A 21,317-nucleotide genomic window follows, 5' to 3' on the forward strand; every position below is an offset into this window, starting at 1 on the left:
TGCTACTTGGCTCACGGCACAATCCGGATCCGGAAGAACTTCTTCCATGCGTCCACCGGCATCGGACGCGTCATTGACCCGCCCGTCCCGACGAATTCCTCCAGCGCCGTCCAGTTCGACAAATCGGCCGAGCCTTCCACGCGGTATTTCACCCCGGTGATCGTCTCGATGGACAGATCCACGCGATTTCCGCTGGAACTTTGCGAGAAGCCGCTCAGCGCCAATTTCCCATTCGCGCCACCCGGCAAGATCGCCACCACCCGGGTCACCATCGGATCGCTGCCATCGGGATCAGCTGAGGTCCCCTTGAAGGTTCCGCCGGTGGCCAAAGCCCCTCGCTGATTGCCCGCTTGGAATCGTATCGTCACCGTTGCATTGCCACCTGCGGGCATGTCCGACAATGGCACTGTTAGAGTCTGCTGATTCAGCGTTCCTGCCGGAGTCGAGCCCAATAAGTTCGCGCCCGCCGGCACGATCCCCTCGAAGATCGCGCCCGTCACCGCGGCCGGGCCTGCATTGCCCAGCGTGTAAGTCAGCGCGATCTCCTCGCCGAAGCCCACTGCCACCGGTCCCGCCACGCCCAGCGTGCGGTCACTCGCACCCGGATCCGCCACGACCGTGAAGCCGAAGTCATTGCCCGTCGCCTGGCCATCGCCATTCGCCTGATAGGTCACCTGCAGCGCTAGCGCCCCGCCGGGCAGAGGAATGAGTGCGCCCTCCGGCAGATCCTGGAAGGTCCCGGAGATCGGGCCCGCACCATTCAAAAGCACCAGATAGCTCTGCCCCAGCGCGAAGCCCGAGGCAGCGGAAACATCGAAATGGCTGCCAGGCGCGATCGAGATCCCTGCGTCCACCTTCACCTGCGGATGCTGCGATCCTGCGAGCGGCCCTTGGCCATTCCATTTGAGATTTGCACCGAGCGTCAGCGCCCCCGTGATCTGCAAGGTGCCACCGGTGGTCGGCTTCAGGATTCCCGCTGGCAGAGTGACGGAACCCTCGATCAGGCCGTGGCCCTCAGTCAGTTCCGGTGCCCGGATGCTGCCGGTGATCGTGCCATCTACTTTCAGCGCGCCGGTTCCGAGGATTCCCAGATCCTCCACCGATCCGCTTACATCGAGCTGACTCCCCGCGGCCACCGTCAGGCTCTGGATTGCCGTCAGCGTGCTGCCCGGCCCATCCAGGAAGAGCCACTTGCCTTGCTCGAGCGACATTATCGCAAAGCGCTCGCTTGTGAAGCGGGTCGTGCCCGCGCCCTTCTGGATCACCGTGATCGCACCACTGTTCTCGGCCGCGAGCTCCAGCGCGCCGGCACCGTTGATCTCCAGCGTCGCGGACTTCAATGGATCGGTGACTGTCAGGTTGCCTGCGAGCTTCGCATCGATCGCGGCAGGTCCATCGTTCACGAAGAGTTTGCAAAGCTGGCTCGCCGCGGCCGCGCCATTGTGAAGCTCCAGCCCGTTTGCCAGCGTCAGCGTGTGCGTGCCACTGGAGCTGCCGAGATAAAGCCCGCCCACTGTGCCGGACTTGTTCAAGAAGGCCGGCGCTGCCTGCCCCCAGGTCAAGGCCGTGCCCGCTCCTCCTACGCTTACCGTACGATCCGCACCGTAGGCCGCCCAGCCGCCGCCGATGTCGCTGGCGATCTCGAATTGCCCCGCGCCCGTGCCCAGTGAGCGGGTGAAGTCAGCATTCCCCAGTTCCAGCACCGCCCCGCGGTCGAAGCCTAGTTTCCCAGCTGGCAAGCTCGCGCTGCCGCGCAAGGCGAGGCGATGCCCCGTGCCATGGTCCGCCACCTGCACGCTGGTGGTGGATGCAAAGTTCGTAGGGAAGCCCAGCAAAAGGCTGCCCGTGCCGCTGGTGCTACCTGTCACGATGGTCGCGCCGGTGCCGAAGCAAGCACTCGCGCCACTGCCCCAGTCCAAGCTGCCGCTGAAAGTCGTTCCGTCCACTGCGTCGCTGCGGATCGCCCCGCCATTCACCGTGAAAGCCACGTTGCGCGCCAGAGCCAGCGGCGTGGTCGTGAGCAAGCAGCCGCCATCGATCGACAGCGGTAGGTTGCCGTCGCCCAGCGAGCTGGGATCCGCGATCTCCAGGAAGCCGCGCTTGATCACGGTCGCGCCGCTGTAGCTGTTGCCCGCCGCAAGCTTCAGCCTGCCATCGCCGGTCTTCTGCAGGGCGAAAGTACTGGCTCCATCGTTGATCGTGCCACTGAGGGCCAGTGTCGCCGTGCGGGTCTTGCTGGTGGTCCCGTTGGTCACCTCCACCGCCAGCGTCTTCTGCAGGGTGATGCCGCCGCTGAGTTCCAGCGTCGAGAAGACCGGACCCGAATAGCTCAGCCCGGAAGTCCCCGCGCCGCCGATCGTGATATTGTTGGGGACCGGGCTGCTGGGGAAGTTGCTGTTGAAGTCGATCCCCGCCGCAACTCCGGCTGCATTCGCCAGCACCACCGGGCCGTTGCCCAGGCAATTTCCACCGCCCGCTGCGCGGACAATGCCCTCGTTGATCTGAATCCCGCCCGCAAAGCTGTTTGCCGGATTCGTCAGGTAGAGCCGCCTCGGCCCGGTCTTGATGATGCTGCCGTTGATGATCTTTGTCTCGATCGACGCGTCGCAGCGGTCGACATTGCCGTCGGTCACCGTGGTCGCCACCCGGATGGTCCGCGCCGCGCCGCCGAGGTCCAAAGTGCCATCGCTCGTGCTGAAGCCCGTGATCGTACCGGAGCCGGTGATTACGACTCTTCGTTCATTGAACAACTGGGGTGAGCTGAAGTTGTTGTTGAGGGAGATATTGCCATTCATCACCAAGATGCCGTTTGCCCCGGTCCGGACGATCGCCCCGCTGGAGGATTGGCTGCTGTGCGCTTGGGTGATCGTGAGATTGCCGATGGTTTCGGTGAAACCAGCCAGGTCCACGGTGGCTTGAAAGGTCGAGTCCACAGTCACCGCCGCACTATCGTGGATCTGCTGCGAGCCAACCGAGACGACGAAGCCGGTTTGCGGCGAGCCGATGTTGGGGCGCAGGGTCAGGCCACCGCTGCCGATCGCGTCGCCGCTGGTCTTGGCCAGTTGGAGCCCGCCTTGGCTCACCGTTACGAGGCCGGGCTCGGTGTTGCTGGTATTCCCGGTGAGCCGCAGGGTTCCGGCACCGGTCTTGATCAGCGAGCATCCCGCGCTGCCGGAGATCGTCCCGTCGATCGTCAGTCCGTAGGGCAGGATGTTGTGGGTGCCTACCGAGACATTATGCGCCACGCCGCCCAGATCCAGCTTGCCGCTGAACAGTCCGGCTGCCGTCCCGCCTGCATTTTTCCAGGAAATGTCGTTCGCCAAGGTCAGCATACCGCTGGCACCCATCGACAGCTTCGGGCCGAGAACGGATTCCGCGCCGCCGAACTCCAAATAATTCGCCGCGTGGTTCAGGCCGCTCATGTCCAGAGTCCCGTCGCGCACGGCAATCCCGTCCTTGAAGCCGTTGAGCGTGGGGCCAAGCTGCACCGTGCCGGCGCCGGTCTTGAAAAGGGCTGAGCCTGAGCTTCCGACCATTGATGGAATCTCGATATCGCCGCTGCCTCCGAAGCTCAGCGATGAGGTGGCCCCCACGGCAGCGAGTTCCAGTGGGACAGTGTTGTTGTTATTGAAGGTTCCGCCCCCTGTCAGTTGGACTTGGTTCACCCGCAATCCGTAACCGTGGTCACCGGTTACATTGAGGGTGCCATCTCTCCCCGTGACCTTGGCGATCTCGTGGATGCCTCCGCTTCCCGAGCCGCCGGGGGCCCGATCCACATGGACTGTGCCCCAACCGCCGGACTCGATGGTGGTGCCAAAGTTCGTGGCGGCATCAGCGGCGAGATCAAGGCAGGCCGTCGTGGTCGAAGTGCCGTATAATTGCACCGGTCCGGTGGCACTCAGGTTCTGGGGCGACTGAAGCCGCACGGTACCGCTGTAGAGGTAAGTCGGCGCGGAACCGCGGCCACTGTTATCCACCCCGGGCGCGATGCTCAGGGTGCCATTGCCCGTTTTCCACAAGCGTTCCGCGCCGGCGAGGGGAGACAGGAGCGATAGTTCCTTGCCTGCTGCCACATCGATCTGGGTGTTTCCCCCGCTCAGTGTGATCTTCCGGGCGCTGGCGAAGCTGCCGTCGATTCCCAAACGTGCTCCCTGGAGCAAGGTCACGCCGTTGGCCGGGTTTCCCAGCATCGCATCGGAGGCGATGCCCAAGCGGCTGCCATTGTCGATTAGCACACTCGCCGGGCCACCGCTGCCGAAGCTGTTGCTCGCGTTTGTCAGGACGACTTGGCCCTCACCGGCCGTGTGCAAGGTGCCCGGTCCTGAAATCACGCCCGTGATCGTGGTGATGGCGTTCGTGGCGGTGCTTCTGAAGATGAGATCGTCCTCCAGGCTGATATTGCCATTCCAAATCAGGCTACCCTGTGAGAGCTCTATCGCGATATCGTTCCCCCCGCCATTCTTCGTGACCAGTGGATTCGCAATCGTGAGGCCGGGCGAGAAGCTGGCGGCGGTCGTCCCCCCCTCGTTGGTCGAATACAAGGTCAGCGGTCCGCTGCCGAGGCCGCCAGAGTGGGTCACGGATAGCAGCCCCTTCATCACATCGGTGCCGCCACTGTAGCTATTCGCGCCGTCCAGCGTGAGCAGGTAGCCCTTCTTGATCACCTTCCGCGGCTGCCCGTCTTCCGTGACCGCATGCAGCTTCAGGCCGCTCAAGTCGAAGGTGATGTCGCCCGCCAGGCTGACGCTGTCGAACTGCGGCACCGCGTTGCCGCTAGACTGGTTGACGCTAGCAGTCAGCGTCGAGTTCCCCGCGACATGGAGCGACGGGAAGCTGAACAAGGCGCTGAAGTTCGGATGGCCATTGTCCACGCCGAGGTCGAAACTGCCATTCAAGGTGAGTGCCCCGACGGGCACCGTGACATTCGCGCTGCTGTCGACGCTCAGTCTGCCGCCACTGGCCGTCAGTGGCAGGCCCGCCAAGGCGTTGAGGTCGCGGACCACCAGATAGCCGCCTTGCACGCTCAGGCCGCCGGGGATGGTCGTGCCTTGGTTCACCGTCAAGGTCCCGCCCGTGAGCAATACCGGACCGCTGCCAAGTGCGGCGGGAGCATTCAAGACCACCCTGCTGCCGCTGATCGTTGTGCCGCCGCCGTAGCTGCTGCTGCCATTGATGGACAGACCCAGCGTGCTCACGCTGCCCTCGGTGATGCTGAGCTTGCTGGTCGGTCCACCGCTCACCCCGCCGTTCAGGATCAATCCGCCGGTGCTATAAATGTCCGCGTTGCCACTCAGGGTCGCATCGCCTTGCAGCAGCAGCGGGTTGGGCAGCCGGAAGCCATAGCCGCTCGAGTTACCCCCTGCCACGTGCATCGTGGCACCCGGCGCGAGCGTTACGCTCGGAAGCTCGAGGGTCTTGTTCGCTTCATTGACGCCATTGGGATCGGCGGCGAGACCGGCATTACCCGCCAGACTGATCGCGTTCGGCACGATGAAGGTCTGCGCCGCGCTGGTGCCAGAGCCGCTCGTACGAAAGCGCAGCGTGCTGTCCGTCATCGTGATCGTGCTGCTTCCGAGCGGATGCTGGACTGCGCTCACCGTGACCGTGGATGCCGCTCCCAGATTCGGGAAGATCAGGCTGACATCCCCTCCGCCGCTGGCCGCGAAGCTGGATCCCGCCGCCAGCGAGGTCGCCGCAGCGGAAAATGTTAGATTGCCGCTGCCGGTCTTCGTGATGCTGCGGGGCGAGGCACCGCCCGCGAGCGCGCCCAGCGTCAGCGTGGCCTGCGGGCCTAAGGACTGATTGCCTACCGCGAACACCGGATTGCCTGTCAGCGTGACGGGCCCGAACTTAACATTGGAGTAAGACCCGTTCGGCGGCGGATACGGATGCACGTGTAGCGTGTGGAAGCCTATCGACACCTCGCCGAATTGCGGATCGATGCTCATGTAGTTGGCACCACCATCAGCGATGATCTCGCTAGCGTCGCCAGCGAGGATCAGATGGTTTCCCGGGCCGGTGGTAAAGTTGCCGGTGCTGCTGCTACCCCGCGTGATCAGCGTGGCGTCATGGAGCGTGAGGCTGGCACCGGTCGCCGTTCCCAAGCACTGGGCGCGTTCCACTTCCAGATGCGCGCCCCCGCTCACATACCACGAGCCGGCATAAGTGGTGGGGAATGGGATCCGCACCTTGCCCGCGCCACCGATCTCGATCTGCGTGGTCGTGGAGCCGCCGCTCAGATCGCCGAGGCCATTGCCCAAGGTGAAGACCTCACCCGCGGAAATCGAATCGATATTTACCAGCGCGGCGGCGGGATCGATTGTCACGTTCTCGGTGGTGGCCACGTTGCCGATACCCGCCAGCGTGCCTCCGTTCAGAAGTTGCAGCGGTCGCTGCAGCGTAATGCCCTCCAGCTCGAGGCGGCCCGACACCGCGCTCGTGCCCGTGCTGCCGAGCGCGCCGGGATGAGTCAGCCGCAAGCTGCTGCTAGCGCCGACACTTGCCCCCGGAATCGTGTTGCTGCCCTGAAGGACCAGCGAGCCACCGCCCAACAACATCAGCACGGAGGGACTGCTGAGCGTGCTGCCGATGCTGACGCTGCGCCCTCCCTGGATTACGACGTTGCTAGCACTGAGATTGAGGCTGCCACCTCTCAAGGTGTAGTCGCCCGCCACTTGCAAGCTGCGTGCGGATTCAGCGGCCGCCAGCGTGATCGTGCCTCCCGGGCTCGCGAGCAGGAAGGCATCCGTGTTGGCATCCGGCTCCCCCCCGTTCCAGTTCGCGGGTGTGGACCACAGGCTGTCAGCGCTTGAGTTATTCCAAGTCGTCGCGCTCCACGCGGGACTGACCGCCGCCGCGAGCATCAGGGACACTCTCGTAACATCGCAAACCGGGAAAAATCGATACCTCATTGGAGGCCCCGGAGCTATCAGCAGCTAGGGAGGGGGAGAAGTCGTAACTTCCCGTATCCCCCGGGCCATCGTGAAGGCCCCGTGAATTTTCCGAGGAGTGATGTCTTCGCGCCGGCACTGCTGCGATCTTCATGTGACAGATCCCTCAGAGTCGTAGTGCCAGTCGCTACTCTTCCTTCAATCCCGCCTCTTGCTTCTGCCGCGCGATCTCTGCGGTCACCTCGCTCGAGCTGCGGCCTCTCAAAATCAGTATCTTCACATACGCCGCCTCGATCGCGGCCTCCCCGGCGTTCTTGCCCGTGCGTGCGTGGTAGCGATAGATCGTGGAGACCGCGCGGCGATGGGTCGCCTCGGCATCATCCAGCCGGCCTTGCTTCGCCAGCAACTCGGCCAAGCGCGAATACTGGAGCGCCACGAAGGCCTCCCTGTCCGCCATCGCCGGATCATCGCGGATCTGCTTCTCCGCGATCGAAATCGAGCGCCGCAGCGCGATCTCCGCCTCGGTCGACTTGCCCTCCGCGCTCAGCAAGACCGCCAGCGCGTCCAGACTGGCGATCAGCGAGGGATCTTCGCGCCCCACCGTGCTCTCCAGCACCAGCACGATCCGCTGCCGGACCTGCTCCGCCAGTGCCAGATCACTGCGCGTCTCCAGCGCCTTCGCCACGGTCGCCAGATTCACCGACTCCAGCATGGCCACCTCCTTGCTCACCGGCATCGGCGCATCCACCGCCTGCTGGATCACCGGAATCGCGCCTTCGTAATCCCGCATCGCCATCCGCTCCATCGCCGCGGTGGCATAATCTTTCCCAATCTCGGCCCCCGGCTGATTGCGATAAGCACGCACTCCCGCCCACACCAAAAGCCCGGCCACGGGGAGAATCAACCACTGCAACTGCAAGCGCTTCTTTGCCATTGAACTGACCCAAGCCAAACACGAACCCGCCCATCCGGCGAGCGAGAATGGCGTATCGATTCACGCCCATGCGGTTTCCCTGTTAGCGCGCTTCTATCGCCTGCCGGATCTCCTCCATCTGGCTTTCCGTGAGATTCCAGGAGGGCGTGCCGTTCTTCACCGCCTCGAAGGCCTTGGGCCCATGCAGTCCCTTCAGGATGCCGATGCGCTGCTCCATCGGCAGATCCGATATCAGTGAAGCGATCCCGAATTGTCCGTTGCCCCGTTCCACTCCGAGTTGCAGGGTCTCCCGCATCCATGCTGAGGATTCTTCCGGCGTGGCTCCCTCGCGGAGGAGGTCGCGGAGGCCCGGCATATTCACCGCGCCCGCAGCGAGGATGAAGTTCCCTCGCTCGCCTTCTTCCAGGCCACGCAGCACACCGAGAGTCCATTCCTCGGTCGCCGCTCTTCCCTTCTCTTGCGAGATCGCGCCTCTCATCTCGCTCCACGCGTCACGGATATCCTCCGCCGTCTTCGCGCGATTGATGACGTAGTCGAGCGCGGCCTCCGGGTCCGTCTTGGTCCAAGCGGCGATGACCCCGGTAGGATTGATCGGCCGCGCCATGCTGCTTCCCAACTCCCGGTCCATTGCTTGTTGCAGTGCAAGGAAGTCGGTGCCGGGTCCGGGGTCCGCCTGGACGCCCATGAACGAATTCACGGAATCCTTCGCAAGCGGGAACCTCTTCCAGAACTCCACGAACTTCTCGGGACTCTGCGAGAGACTCTCCTTGGATAGATTCTGCACTAGGGTCATCAGTCTCCCGTCCCTGATCGCCCAGCCAAACTCACCGTTGGATACCAGGCAATCGTAGGCACGATGCGGGTCGCTTTCCGCCAGTGATCCGGCGATTGCCGTGATGATGAACTGGCGTGTCGCCGGCTGCTGGATGCTGTTTGCCCAGCTCCATGCGGAATCGAAATCCTCGGCCACCCAGGCATCGATCAGCGCCCATGCCTTGTTCACCGTCGCACTATCGAGACCGCCGATTCCATAGGAATCAAACCACGCTTCGATCGATGGCCCCAGATCCTTGCGTGGGATCTCATGAGCCATCGCTCCCATGTCTGAGAAGGGGCGATCATCCAGCTTCGTGCCCCAGTTCTTCCTGCCGGCGTTCCGTTCGGGTGGTGCTGGCGGATTCGTCGCGCCCGCACCCGTGGAGGACGATGCTTGCACGGGATGAGACATGGACGCCCTCCCGGAAAACCATCCAGTGGCCAAGGCTCCCAATACGACAAGACTCCACCAACGCGACTTCATCCATGGGATGCCTAGCCTAACTCTGGATGCGTCCCCAACCCTATTCTTCGGGGAACTGCGATCATGTCCTTTCCGAGTCGTGGCATGGAAGGCGGCCTGCTTCGGGGGATCTGGTGGCATTCATACCCCTCACGGCAGCACCGGCGCCACCACCCTCCGCAGCTCCTGTAGCAGCGCCGCATCCGCACCTTTCTTCTTTAACTCCGCCATCATCCCGGGATCCACCAGGCCCGAGTAACCGCGCTTCCTCAGCTCCGCCACGATCTCCACCGCTGCCACCTTCGCGTCCAGATCCTGCTCGATCTCCTCGCGCGTCATCGGCTTCACCGTCACCGCCACTGGCCTCGGCCTCGCGCTTTCTTCTTTCTTGAGCATGGCCAGTGCCGACACCGAACTCGGATCGCCCAAATCGGCTCCCGTCTGCAGCCAAAACTCCGCCGCATTCAAATCCACCGGCACACCCTTGCCATCCCGGTAAGCCAGGCCCAGCGCGTGCAGCGAGGGACCATAGCCTTGGTTCGCGGCCTTGCGATACCACGCCACCGATTCCTCCGCGTTTGGAGTCGTTCCGCGCCCCTCGCTGGCCAATGCCCAGCCCAGATTGTGCTGCGCCATCGCCACGCCTTGCTCGGCGGCCTTCCGCCACCAGCTCACCGCTTCGTGCAGCTCCTTCTTCACGCCATGGCCGCCGTAGTAGAAGAGACCCATGTAGGCTTCCGCCATTGGATTGCCCTGCGCCACCGACTTGCGGGTGAGATCCAGCGCTTTGACCAGATCCACCGGCCCCCCTTGGCCATTGTAGTAGATCATCGCCAGCTCCACCTGCGCCTGCGCATCACCGCGGGCCGCGGATTGCTCCAGCCTCGCGACCGGATAGCGTTGCTGCAGGGCCTTCAATTCCAGCTTCTTTGCTTGGGCCTGCTGGTTCCCGTTTGCCGCCGCCTTCGCATACCACACTGCGGCTTCGGCGGGATCCGTCTTCTCTAACAAATTGGCATAGTAGATCCCCGCCTTCGGATGATCTTGCTCCGCCGCCCGGCGCAACCACTGCGCCGCTTCAACAGGCTTCTCCCCGCCATCGCTGCCGGTAAGCAAGTCGTAGCCGAGACAGAATTGCGCCTCTGCGTTCCCACTCGTGGCCGCCCTTTCCAGGATCTCCCTGCGGCTCAGCCGCCGGTATTGCCGTGCCTCCACTTCCTCCGCTGCCGCCACGCTACCCAGATCCGCCGCCTCGACCATGCTGTCCCGCGCCTCCCACGGCTGCTTCGTCGTGCCGAAGCCAAACTCGCGGCTGATCGCGAGATTGTAGAGCCCCTCCGCGTTCCTCAGCGCTGCCGCCGCGGCGAAGAGCTTGGCAGCCTGCGCCGGCTCCTGCTCCACCCCGCTGCCGCGCGCGTAGCAGACCCCCAGATCGACCATTGCCTCCGCATCCTTTTGCAGGGCGGCGGCCTCCAGCCACGGGATCGCTGCCGCCGCATCCTTCTCCACCCCGTAGCCCTGCAGCCACATCATCCCGTAGCGGTGCTGCGCCGCCGGCTCTCCGGCCTCCGCCTCATTCTTGATGCGCCGCACCAGGGCAGGGGATTTTCCATCCTTCAGCCGCCAATCCGCCCGCGCCCCCGGCGAGTCCACGAGCTTATCCGCCGCCCGCTGCTCATCCGCAGTGAGCGCCCGCAGTGGCGGCACCAACAGCACCGCAAACACGAGCGTCACCAACGAGGACACCACGCGCGCCGGGGCGCGCCCACACGTATGAGAACAAGAACACAGAGATTTCATCACCGGGGGATGATTGGAGTTCCGGCGTCCCGAAATGGGGAATGGGGGACGAGACGCCAATTGACTTAAACCACTCGATTCGCCTCTCCGCAATGTCCATTTGCAGGGCCACTGATGCGCCCAACAACGGACCGCCCCGCTTGGACAGACGGGTGAGCCAAGCATCACTGCCCGCCACATGCCTGCCCGCCGGGGGCGCGGAGGCTCTGCCTCGCAGAACGGCCGCTCCAAGCGCTCAGCATGAAAGGCCCCCAACCGCGCCACGGCTCTATCGATTCATCGCGTGAACTGATGTCTGCCGTTGCGGTCGCTTCTGCGGGCCGGGTGGCTCCGCGCTCCCAGGAAAAGCATCCCCGGATACAAGCGCTCCTGCCTTTCATCCGTGCCCATCCGTGTAAATCCGTGGTTCAAATCTTCAATTCACCCCGGCCGTCTCCAGCTCCTGCTTCGGCCCGAAGAACTCGAAGTGCACCTGCGATCCCGGAATCCCCCAGGCCAGCAGCTGCCGGTAGATCGATGCCATGAAGGGCTTCGGCCCGCAGAAGTAGTAGTCGCAGTCCCGCTGCGGCACCAAGCGCTCGATCAACTCCGCATCGATGAAGCCCTCGCTGTCATACCAGAGCTCATCGCGGCCCCAGTCCGCCTGCTCCGCCTCGCTGTAGCGCACATGCACCTTCAGCTTCGGCTGTCCTGCTGCGAGTTCCTTCAGCTTGTCCCGGAAGGCATGGGTCCGCCCGTTCAGCGCACCATGGATGAAGATCACCTCGCGCTCCGGCTGCTCCTTCAGCACGGCCTCCAGCATCGCCAGCACCGGCGTGATTCCCACACCCGCGGAGAGCAGGACCAGCGGCCGCTGGTGATGTTCCGTTAGATCCAGGAAGAAGTCTCCGCATGGCGGCCCCACCTGCAGCTCCGCACCTTCCGGCAGCCCGTGCAGATAGCCGGATACCGCCCCCTGCGGCTCCGCCTTCACGCTGATCCGGAAGTGCTCCGCATGCGGCGCGCTGGAGAGGCTGTAGTTGCGCATCGTCGTGCTGTTAGAGTCGAAGGGCACCTGCACCGTCAGATACTGCCCCGGCTTGTAGGCCGGCACCTTGCTGCCATCCACCGGTTGCAGATACAGCGAGGTGATCACCTCGCTCTCCACCACCTTGCGCGCGATCCGGAAGGGCTTGAAGCCATTCCAGCCGTGCTCCGCCTTCGCCTGACCCTGATAGATCTGCCCCTCGCGGCCGATCAGGATATTCGCGAGGAAGCCATAGGCCTCCGCCCACGCATCGATGATCTCATCCGTCGCCGCCGCACCCAGCACCTCGCGGATCGAGGCCAGCAGGTTCGCGCCCACGATCGGATAATGTTCCGGCAGGATCCGCAGGCCGGCATGCTTCTGCGCGATCGTCTCCACCGCCGCACCCAGCACCTCGAGCTGATCCACATTCGCGGCAAAGGCACAGATCGCTCCCGCCAGCGCTCGCTGCTGCGTGCCCGCGTGCTGGTTCGAGCGGTTGAACAAGGGCGCCACCTCCGGATTCTCGCGGAACATCCGATTGTAGAAGTGGCGGGTCAGGAGTTCGCCGTTCTGCTCCAGTACCGGGGCGGTGCTCTTCACCACCGCGATTGTCTTGTCACTCAGTCCGAAGTTTTCTGTGCTCATCAGTGTGCGGATAGCCAAGGGCGGCTCCTTTCCATGGACAACCCCGCGGCCACCGCGAATTTGACCTGCGTCAAATCTCCTCCACATCCGCCATGACCGACGTCGATACGATCCGCACCGCAGCCCTCGCCCAAGAGCTCCAAGCCTGCTCGATCTTCTCCGGCTTGGGCACCAGCGAGCTCAGCCAGATTGCCGGCTACTGCGAGCGCATCCCCCTCGTGAAGGATGAGATCCTCTTCCGCGAGGGCGACCCCGTGATCGGCTTCTACATCGTGCTCAAGGGCTGCATCAAAGCCTACCGCATCGGCGAAGGTGGCAAGGAGCAGGTCATCCACCTCATCCACCCGAATGGCTCCTTCGCCGAGCCCGCCGTGGCCGGGCTGCCCGGCTACCCCGCGCATACGAAGGCTCTCGAAGCCAGCGAAGTCGTGCTGGTGAAGTCGGCGCCCTTCCTCGAGCACCTGCGCGTCAATTCCGAGCTCGCGCTGCGCATCCTCGCCTCACTCAGCCGCCACCTCCACGAGCTGGTCAGCACCATCGATAGCTACCGTCTCCGCAATGCCGAGACGCGCCTGCTCCACTGGCTGCTCCAGCGCGCTGGCAATGCCACCTCGGGAATCTCCTTCGAGCTCAGCATTCCAAAATCCGTCCTCGCCTCCGAACTCGGCACCCGCCAGGAAACGCTCTCGCGGCTCTTCGCCACCTTGCGACGCAAGAACATCGTCAAGGTCAAGGGCAAGACCATCACCATCAGCGACCCGGCGGCACTGAAGGCTCTCTTCGACGATAATCTGCGTAAGAGCGGCCCGGAATAGCGGGCAGGGGAGTGATCGCCGCAGCTTGCAGCCGCGAGTGGATCACATTCGCCATGTCCGCCGCCACCCGCTTGATGTGCTCCGCATTCTCGCCCGCGAAGTCCGCGTCCACCGCCTGCTTGAAGAGCAGCAGCCAGCCATCGAACATCGCGCGATCCATCGTGGCATCGCGGGTCAGCGCGAAGTGCGCCGCCAGCGGGTTGCCCTTGTAGCCACCCGTGCGGAACAACACCGTTTCCCAGAAATCGCATAGCTTGGGAATGTGCTCATCCCAATTCACCCGCGCGATCACATCGAAGACCGGTCCCAGCACCGCATCCTGCCGCACCATCGCATAGAAACGATCCACCAGGATCTCGATCTCCGGTCGGCCCAGGATGTCGCCCTTCAAGTTCACGCAAGCTTGCGTTTCCATGGCCGGATACTCGCGCCCGCTCCGCCCCGCCGCCAGCCATCCCTTCCCGGGAATTGACCCAAGTCAAAACGCCGGGCTCTTCGGCTCACTCCCGGCACCCGCAGAGATCCGCCCGCTATCCCACCTCCGCCACCATGGTACCCTTCCAACCATGAATTCAAATTGGCGCAACGATGGCAGCACCCGCAGAGACCTCCGACCCATCAACGACCCCGCAACCGCCGCCGGCCTGCGCAATGTCCACCGAGGCATGCGCGGCAACGTGATCGGCGGCTACACTGCCGAGGGGCAGCCGCTCGGCACCAAGCGTAGAAGCAATGCATTCGTATCACCTGCGGCATCAACAACGACTCCAGCCGCGCCCGCCCAGCCCCAGCCACCGACATCAGCGCCCGGTCCTGCATCCAACACGAAGACCACGTCTGCCAATCCGTCGTGGACACCTGCTTTCGTCGGTCCACCGGACCCGAAGCAACAGGCCGAGATGATCGCGAGGCGCGATGCGGAAGCGAAGCAGGCGAAGCAAAGGACAGAGGAGCGGCAGGCCGCTGGCCGCCCCAGCGAACAGGCCATCACGGCAGCCCGCAACAAGGGCATCAATCCCCTGACCGGCATGCGCTTCGGAGTTGGTCCTGGTGACGATGGCTACGATGCGGCTTGGTATGATCGCTACAAGAAGACCGGCTACGGCCTGGATGAACCGACCTCAAAGGAAGGTTTCGACAAGTTCCGCCACGCGGCCGGAGAGCTTGCCTCGAAGGCCATGCAAACGGTTGGCAATGCGGCAGGCACAGTCGCTCGCGGCGCCCTCCGGGGCTTCGGTGCTTTTGCTCCCGCCCTATCCGCTGTGGTCAAAGGCATTCAGGCCAATCCGCCGGTGGATCCCAAGAAAACCAAAACGCCGCGTTCTTGATAGAGATCGCCCCCGGGCTCCCCGGGACCTCGAGGGCTCCTGCCTCGCTTCACCGTTCGGGGAGCCCGGAATCTAGCAGCGTCCTTCAGGCGGCTTGGCGCGGGCACGTCGCCCAAACAAAAAAGCCGGCCCCGAGAAACGGAAGCCGGCTTTCTTGAAAAGGGTCACGCAACTTTGAATCACGCCCCCGGCAGCTCGATGAAACCCTCGAGCTTCCGGATACGGGTGGGGTGGCGCATCTTGCGGAGGGCCTTGGCCTCGATCTGGCGGATACGCTCGCGGGTCACCTGGAACTGGCGGCCCACTTCTTCCAGCGTGCGGCTGTAGCCGTCCTTCAGGCCGAAGCGTTGCTCCAGCACCTCGCGCTCGCGCTCGGTCAGGGTATCCAGGACGTCCTTGATCTTGTCCTTCAGCATCGAGAAGCCCGCTTCTTCCATCGGGTTGTCCGCGGACTTGTCCTCGATGAAGTCACCGAAGGAGGTGTCATCCGAGTCACCGACGGGAGCCTGCAGCGAGATCGGCTGCTGCGCCATCTTGAGCACCGCGCGGACACGCTCGACGGGAAGGTGAATTTCCTCGGCGATTTCTTCCGGGGAAGGCTCGCGGCCGTATTCCTGCACCAGCTGCTTCTGCACCCGCATCAGCTTGTTGATCGTTTCGATCATGTGCACCGGGATACGGATCGTCCGTGCCTGGTCCGCGATCGAGCGGGTGATCGCCTGGCGGATCCACCAGGTGGCGTAGGTCGAGAACTTGTAGCCGCGGCGGTATTCGAATTTCTCCACCGCCTTCATCAGGCCCATGTTGCCTTCCTGGATCAGGTCGAGGAAGGAGAGGCCGCGGTTGGTGTACTTCTTCGCGATCGAGATCACCAGGCGGAGGTTGGCCTCCACCATCTCGGTCTTCGCCTTGAGAGCTTCCTTCAGCCAGTGGCGCAGCTGCTTGTTGGTATCGTCGAAGGTCTCGACTTCATGCCAGCAGCGCTGTTGCACCTCGCGCAGCTTGGTCACGAACTCCTTGTCCTCCGGATCGGACTGCACCTTGCGGCCGTACTTCCAGAACTTCTGCTGGTAGTCCTCCACCTGCTCGCAGAAGTCCTCCACGACCTTCTGCTTGAAGTAGAACTTCGTGTAGATCCGGTGCAGGCTCTGCAGGTTCTTGGCAAAGGTCTCTTCGAGCTTCTTCTTGCCGCGCGGATTCTTCGCCGTCATCTGGCGGAAGAGATCATCGTTCTCCTCGTGCAGGTTCTTGAGCTGCTCGCACTGCTTCGGCAAGATCTTCATGTAGCGCTCGCGGCTCTCGATCTTCTTGTCGAGGATCACGCGGTCGAAGCGCTCCTTGCCCTTCAGCAGCTTGTCGGCGAGGTCGAGATAGCACTCGGCGGTGAAGCCGAAGAGGTGCAGCTGCTTCGCCACCTCGATCTCAGCGTCCTCGATCCGCTTGGAAATTTCCACTTCCTGCTCGCGCGTCAGCAGCGGCACCTGGCCCATCTGCTTGAGATACATCCGGACCGGGTCGTCCAGGATGTCGAGCTTCTGGTCCTTCGTGTCGTCAACATCGTCGTCCGCGTCGTCGCGCTTCTTGTCCTTGTAGCGGTCGACCTCGGAGGCATCGATGATGTCGAACTCCATGTTGCGGAGGCGCTCCATGATCGCCTCCACATCCGCCGGCTCGACCAGGTCGTTCGGCAGGATTTCGTTGATGTCGTCGTAGGTGAGATACTCCTGCTCCTTCGCCAGCTTGATCAGCTCGCGGATCTTCTCCTGGATCTCCGGGGTATCGATCCGTGGCTTGTCGCCATCGGCGGCGGGGCGCGGGGTTTCCGCGGTCAGGGCCTCGAGCTTGCTCTTCTCCGGGGCGGCCGACTTCTTGGAAGCTTCAGCGCCCTTCTTCGGGGCCTCAGCCTTGGCGGCCGGGGCAGGGGACTTGTCAGCCTTCGCCGGGGCGGCTGCCTTCTTCTCCGGGGCCTTCGCCGGAGCGGGGGCCGGCTTCTTCGCAGGTGCCGGGGCGGCGGCCTTCGGAGCGGGCTTCTTGCTCACCGCGGCAGCGGGCTTCGCAGCCGGCTTGGGCGCAGGCTTCGCCGCTTTCGCGGGTTTCGCCGGCACCGGTTTCTTCGCAGCGGGCTTACCCGCTTTGGGCGCTGGTTTTGAACCCTTCGACTTGGCGGCGGCGGCTTTCTTGTTGGACATTGGACAGCTTAAAGATGGAGGTCGAATTCAGGCAAAATTCTCCCATTATAGCGCAAACGGACGCAGGTCCGCAGCGGGCGGGAATATTCGGGTCACTTTCGCTACCGTCAAGGATTGTTTTGTGGCCTTGATCCTGAGTCGCTTCTGCGGAAAAATGGCTTCTTCACGATCTTCTTTTCCGGGGCGTGGCGATCGTTCCACATGAATCGTACCTTTAGGCCCGAGAGCAGCTCGCCGACCTTCTTCACCTCCGCCAATAAACGGAGCTTTTCCGCGAAGTCCACATCGGGTCGCTCCAGCTGGGATCTCAGGTGTGCGTCCTTGCGCAGCAACGCCTTCGCACTGACCCCGGCCACGGCCTCCTCCGTCGCCTTCATCCAGTCCTCCGGCGGGTCATGGTGGAAGGTCGGGTCCGCATACAGCGCCAGTTGCTGGGCCTCATTCAGGCCGGCGACAAAGGCATTCACGGAGGCCGGTTGCTCCGGGTCCGGCCGCGCGGAAAGGATCATCTCCAGCAGCGGCACACCCTCGATGTACTCGGCCGCCTCGTGGAGCACCTCATACTGCTCGCCCAGCCACTCCTGCGCCGGTGCGCAGTGCAGCGCCAGCGCGCACAGATAACCCACGCCCGGGTCCAGCGCCATCGGCTCCATTTTCACCGGCGCCTGCTCGGCCTCGCCATCCCGCGTCCGCTCGGCACGCCCCGCCGGCTTGTTCTTCGCGAAGCGGATCTCACGCGCCACCGCATTGTGCAGATCCAGTGTGTTGACGGCCAGGCGCGTGGCCACGCGTTGGATCATGTCCTCGCGGAGCATGGCATCTGGCACCAGCGCGAGCAGGCCCGCGCACTTCTTCGCGCAAGCATTCCGCGATTGCAGATCGGTCAGGCCCTTCTCCGCGGTCTCGCGCTCGATCAGGAAATCGAAGAAGTCCACCGCCTTGCCCAAGCTTTCGCGGAAGGCATCCGGCCCGTGCTTGCGCATGTAGGAGTCCGGGTCCTCGCCCTCCGGCATCTTCACCACCCGCACCGGCAGGCCTTCGGGTGCCAGCACCCGGAAGCCCTTCTCCGTGGCATCCATGCCCGGCCCGTCGGCATCGTAGCACATCACCGCACTCTTTGCGTAGCGCCGCAGTAGCTTCGCATGCTGCTCGGTCAGCGCTGTGCCCAGTGATGCCACCGCATGACTGATGCCCTGCTCATGGCAGCAGATCACATCGAGCTGGCCCTCGCAGACCAGCACCGAGTTCTGCTTCATGATCTCCTTGCGCGCCTTCTCCAGCGCGAAGAGCACATTCGATTTCTTGAACACCACCGTCTCCGGCGAGTTGATGTATTTCCCGCCGCTCTGGCCTTCCCGGATATGTCTTCCGGAGAAGCCGATCACATCGCCGTGATCATTGCGGATTGGGAACATCAGCCGGTCCATGAAGCGCACATAGATCCCACCGCGCTCCTTCTGCACGAAGAAGCCTGCGTCCACCATCTCGCGCCCGGTGAATTTCTTCTCCCGCACCCAGTCCTTGAAGATGTCCTCGCGGTCAGGCATCCAGCCCACCATCCAGCGCTCCGCCATCTCTTTCCCGAAGCCGCGCGACTTCATGTATTCCCGCGCCGGCGTCGCCGCCTTGGTGAAAAGCATCTTGTGCAGGAAGCCCGCGATCTCCCGGTGGATGTCGAGCTGCCGCCCGCGCTGCCGCCGGGCCCGGTCCTCCTTCGGATCGAAGGCCTCCTCCTCCACCGTGATTCCGGCCCGCGATGCCAGCTTCTTGACCGCGTCGGAGAAGGTCAGGTTCTCGTAATCCCGTACGAAGGTGATCGCATCACCCCCTTTTTGGCAGCCGAAGCACTTGAAGGTCTGCCGCTGCGGATTGACCTGGAAGGAGGCCGTCTTCTCGTTGTGGAAGGGGCACAGCGCCTTGTAAACCGCGCCCGCCCGCTTGAGATTCAGGTACGACTCGATCACCGACACGATATCCGTGGCGGCTAGGATCTTCTCAGTGGTCTCCCGCGAAATCTGGGGCACGCGGGTAGCCTAGATCACCCGCGCCGCGCACCAAGTGCCAACCGGAGAAATCCGAAAATCTCCCCATGTTTCCCTCCTATTTCGGCGCAGGCGCAGGCGCTAGCGCTTGGCGATATCGGCTCAGCGTAGCCTGCAGTCCTGCCTTGCTGCTGGGTTCAGGCCCCAAGGTCGCGATAAGCAGCGCTTCGAAGCCATCGTCGCGTTTCAATTCCCGCCGCCAGCGGGTCACCAGGTCCGTCACCGCCTTGCCATCCTCGCTGCCTTCGAGCTGCGCTTGCAGTTTGTCGAGGTAAGCTCCCACTCGGGCATCGCTCGCGGCCTGATCGGGGTCGCCCGCTTGCTCGAGTTCCTTTGCGAGTCGCAGCCATGCCATCACCATGCTGGGATGGACGGGCCCCATCCCTGCCTGCCGCAAGGCCTTGAAGTCGTCGAGCCGGGCCTGCAAGCGGGCTTTGGCCGCCTCGTCGGCGTCGCGCCCATATTGCTCCATCGTCAGCTCGGCCCTCGCCATCAGGTTGTTGCGCAAGCCCTCCGGATCCAGAGGCGCGGCGTCGCGGTGGGCTTCCAGCGGCGGCCGCTCGGTCTTGCCCGCTGCCTGGCGAGTACTGTCAGGAGCCGCCGCAGCACCTCCCTCCGCCGGAGCGATGGAAGCTGCCGCCGCCCCGCCGCCTGTGCCCTTAGCGCTATTTTTGCCCTGCCAACGGAAGGCCAGAAAGGCTCCGAGGACGATCACCAGCACCAGTGCGGCAGTTTTAGATTTCATCGATTTTGTTAGAGCTAGACCGCCTTGCCCGTCGCCGTCTTTCAACTCTCAAATTCTCCGGGCCGCCATCTACGAATCGTTTCCATTCAAGCAGAAGCCGCACGGATCGCTGCCCACGGGCCACCTGGCTCTTCCCCCGGCATCCGACTAAAGTCGGATACGCTGCCGCATTTTTCGGATGCGCGAAACAAAACCCCGCGCGACGGTCGCTCAACTGATGGAAAAACCATCGTTTGAATTCTTAGAAAACAAGCGCTGCCGATCCACCAACCGACAACGAATAAGACCATGAAAGTCGTCCGTAAGACCCCCAAAGGCGAAACCCGCGAGCTACTGCTCAAGGAGTATTTCCTGAATGCCTACCTCATCGCTGCGCTCAAGGGCATGGGTGAGCAAGTCGCCCGCCACACCCGCGGCGCGCTCTCCACCCGGCAAGCCGTCCGCGTCCGCGCCGGATCCTGATTGGGAGGCAATTGTCCATGACTAGGCACTATTTCGGAACGGATCGGTGTCGCAGGGAGGATTGGCCTCGCCACAGTGGCTGCGCCCTGTGGTTCGTCGCAGATCAGTTTGAGAATTAGTGCTTAGGAACTAGTAAGTTGATTGCTCCAGTAACTCGCCTCGACGCGCCGCGGCCTGCGGACTTCGAGGTGCTACTCCGCCTCTTCACCGAGCCCGCCGTGCGGGCCCACCTCGGTGGTCCCTTGTCGCCAGCGGATGCAGAGCGCCGCGTGAATGGCATCCTCGCCGACCGCACCGGCGAAGTGCAGACAGTCCGCGCCTCGCAGGAGCCTGACGCCGAAGCCATTGGCCTCGTCTGGCTCGCCCCGCATCACGAAGAAGCGGATCTCGAGTTTTCAATCCTCCTGCTCCCCGAATGGCAGGGCAGGGGGCACGGCTTCCGCTCCGGCACCCAGGTGCTGCGGCGCGCCTTCAGGGAATTCCGCCTTCTCCGCGTGGTCGCTGAGACCCGCTCGGCAAATGCGCCCTGCATCGCTCTTCTCGAGCGCCTCGGCATGCGTTTCGACCGCAGCTTCCAGCGCTTCGGTGCGGAACAATCGCTCTACGCCATCTCGAATCCCGCGTTCTGACCCCCACGCTTCCCCCCGATTGGGAAGTGGCGGCTTCTTCTAGGTTGCTACTCCGGCCCTTATCCCCTAGCGTACGGGCAATGGAAGACCTCCGCATTATGAGGTCCGCTCTGGGCTGGCTTGAACTGGGTTTACCAGAGGAAGCCTTGTCTGAACTCACCGGCCTCTCCGCCCGCGACCGCATGCGCAAGCATGCCCTCGAGCTCCGCCTGCTCGCGGAAATGGAATCCCGGCGCTGGAATGCCGCCGCAGACACCGGCCGCCTGCTCTGCATGAAGGAGCCCAAGGAAGCCCGCTTCTTCATCCACGCCGCCTACTGCCTCCACGAGACCGGCGACACCCTCGCCGCCCGCGATTGGCTCCTGCGCGGCCCCGCCACCCTCATCGAGGACCCGCTCTTCCACTACAATATCGCCTGCTACCTCGCCGTCCTCGGCGACCGCAAGCGCGCGGAATCGCACCTCGAGCGCGCCTTCGAAATGGACGCCTCCCTCCGGGTGACCGCCCAGGAAGACACCGATCTGGCGGCGCTGCGGAAGGAGGACTGAAG

14 protein-coding genes are annotated in these 21,317 nt (G+C 63.6%); 5 read left to right on the plus strand and 9 right to left on the minus strand.

Features of this window, described 5'->3' with window-relative positions; genetic code table 11:
• Positions 1 to 11 precede the first annotated feature (11 nt).
• The 5 genes from BV071_RS26580 to hmpA form a co-directional block, all read right to left on the minus strand.
• Entirely contained in the window at positions 12 to 6,863 is a 6,852-nt protein-coding gene (locus tag BV071_RS26580) for an autotransporter-associated beta strand repeat-containing protein (protein ID WP_035613856.1), read from the minus strand.
• A gap of 214 nt (positions 6,864 to 7,077) precedes the next feature.
• Positions 7,078 to 7,824 carry a hypothetical protein gene (locus tag BV071_RS33730; protein ID WP_052573917.1) on the minus strand — a complete coding sequence of 249 codons (747 nt, stop codon included), beginning with the start codon at positions 7,822 to 7,824 and terminating at the stop codon, positions 7,078 to 7,080.
• A gap of 82 nt (positions 7,825 to 7,906) precedes the next feature.
• Positions 7,907 to 9,052, minus strand: a complete 1,146-nt coding sequence (locus BV071_RS26595) for a hypothetical protein (protein ID WP_035613862.1) — start codon at positions 9,050 to 9,052, stop codon at positions 7,907 to 7,909.
• A gap of 201 nt (positions 9,053 to 9,253) precedes the next feature.
• Positions 9,254 to 10,837, minus strand: coding sequence for an SEL1-like repeat protein (locus BV071_RS26600; protein WP_265594934.1), 1,584 nt, complete (start codon positions 10,835 to 10,837; stop codon positions 9,254 to 9,256).
• 481 nt (positions 10,838 to 11,318) lie between these two features.
• The gene (gene hmpA, locus BV071_RS26605) at positions 11,319 to 12,557 is read right to left on the minus strand and encodes an NO-inducible flavohemoprotein (protein WP_035613868.1); all 1,239 of its coding nucleotides are present in this window, start codon (positions 12,555 to 12,557) and stop codon (positions 11,319 to 11,321) included.
• A gap of 92 nt (positions 12,558 to 12,649) precedes the next feature.
• On the opposite strand from hmpA, the gene BV071_RS26610 reads away from it, so the two are divergent.
• Positions 12,650 to 13,372, plus strand: a complete 723-nt coding sequence (locus BV071_RS26610) for a Crp/Fnr family transcriptional regulator (protein ID WP_052573918.1) — start codon at positions 12,650 to 12,652, stop codon at positions 13,370 to 13,372.
• Here BV071_RS26610 and BV071_RS26615 read toward each other — a convergent pair.
• Complete coding sequence (locus BV071_RS26615; protein WP_052573919.1) at positions 13,308 to 13,787, minus strand: group III truncated hemoglobin; 480 nt, start codon at positions 13,785 to 13,787, stop codon at positions 13,308 to 13,310. The genes BV071_RS26610 and BV071_RS26615 overlap by 65 nt on opposite strands.
• A gap of 151 nt (positions 13,788 to 13,938) precedes the next feature.
• On the opposite strand from BV071_RS26615, the gene BV071_RS26620 reads away from it, so the two are divergent.
• Complete coding sequence (locus BV071_RS26620; protein ID WP_035613870.1) at positions 13,939 to 14,700, plus strand: hypothetical protein; 762 nt, start codon at positions 13,939 to 13,941, stop codon at positions 14,698 to 14,700.
• A 179-nt stretch (positions 14,701 to 14,879) separates the two neighbouring features.
• Here the strand turns inward: BV071_RS26620 and rpoD are convergent, their stop codons facing one another.
• From rpoD to BV071_RS33740, 3 genes are all read right to left on the minus strand, one after another.
• Positions 14,880 to 16,889 (minus strand): RNA polymerase sigma factor RpoD, encoded by a 2,010-nt coding sequence (rpoD, locus tag BV071_RS36095; protein WP_075091010.1) that lies wholly within the window; start codon positions 16,887 to 16,889, stop codon positions 14,880 to 14,882.
• A gap of 107 nt (positions 16,890 to 16,996) precedes the next feature.
• On the minus strand, positions 16,997 to 18,913 hold the full coding sequence (dnaG, locus tag BV071_RS33735) for a DNA primase (RefSeq protein ID WP_052573920.1): 1,917 nt from the start codon (positions 18,911 to 18,913) through the stop codon (positions 16,997 to 16,999).
• Between the two features lie 76 nt (positions 18,914 to 18,989).
• Positions 18,990 to 19,676 carry a hypothetical protein gene (locus BV071_RS33740; RefSeq protein ID WP_265594935.1) on the minus strand — a complete coding sequence of 229 codons (687 nt, stop codon included), beginning with the start codon at positions 19,674 to 19,676 and terminating at the stop codon, positions 18,990 to 18,992.
• Between the two features lie 288 nt (positions 19,677 to 19,964).
• Between BV071_RS33740 and BV071_RS35835 the strand changes: the two genes are divergently transcribed.
• The 3 genes from BV071_RS35835 (at position 19,965) to BV071_RS26650 (ending at position 21,315) form a co-directional block, all read left to right on the plus strand.
• Positions 19,965 to 20,138 carry a hypothetical protein gene (locus BV071_RS35835; protein WP_265594936.1) on the plus strand — a complete coding sequence of 58 codons (174 nt, stop codon included), beginning with the start codon at positions 19,965 to 19,967 and terminating at the stop codon, positions 20,136 to 20,138.
• Between the two features lie 137 nt (positions 20,139 to 20,275).
• The gene (locus tag BV071_RS33745) at positions 20,276 to 20,767 is read left to right on the plus strand and encodes a GNAT family N-acetyltransferase (RefSeq protein ID WP_052573922.1); all 492 of its coding nucleotides are present in this window, start codon (positions 20,276 to 20,278) and stop codon (positions 20,765 to 20,767) included.
• Between the two features lie 98 nt (positions 20,768 to 20,865).
• On the plus strand, positions 20,866 to 21,315 hold the full coding sequence (locus BV071_RS26650) for a hypothetical protein (RefSeq protein ID WP_265594937.1): 450 nt from the start codon (positions 20,866 to 20,868) through the stop codon (positions 21,313 to 21,315).
• Positions 21,316 to 21,317: the final 2 nt, after the last annotated feature.

Source organism: Haloferula sp. BvORR071 (assembly GCF_000739615.1).
GTDB lineage: Bacteria > Verrucomicrobiota > Verrucomicrobiia > Verrucomicrobiales > Akkermansiaceae > Haloferula.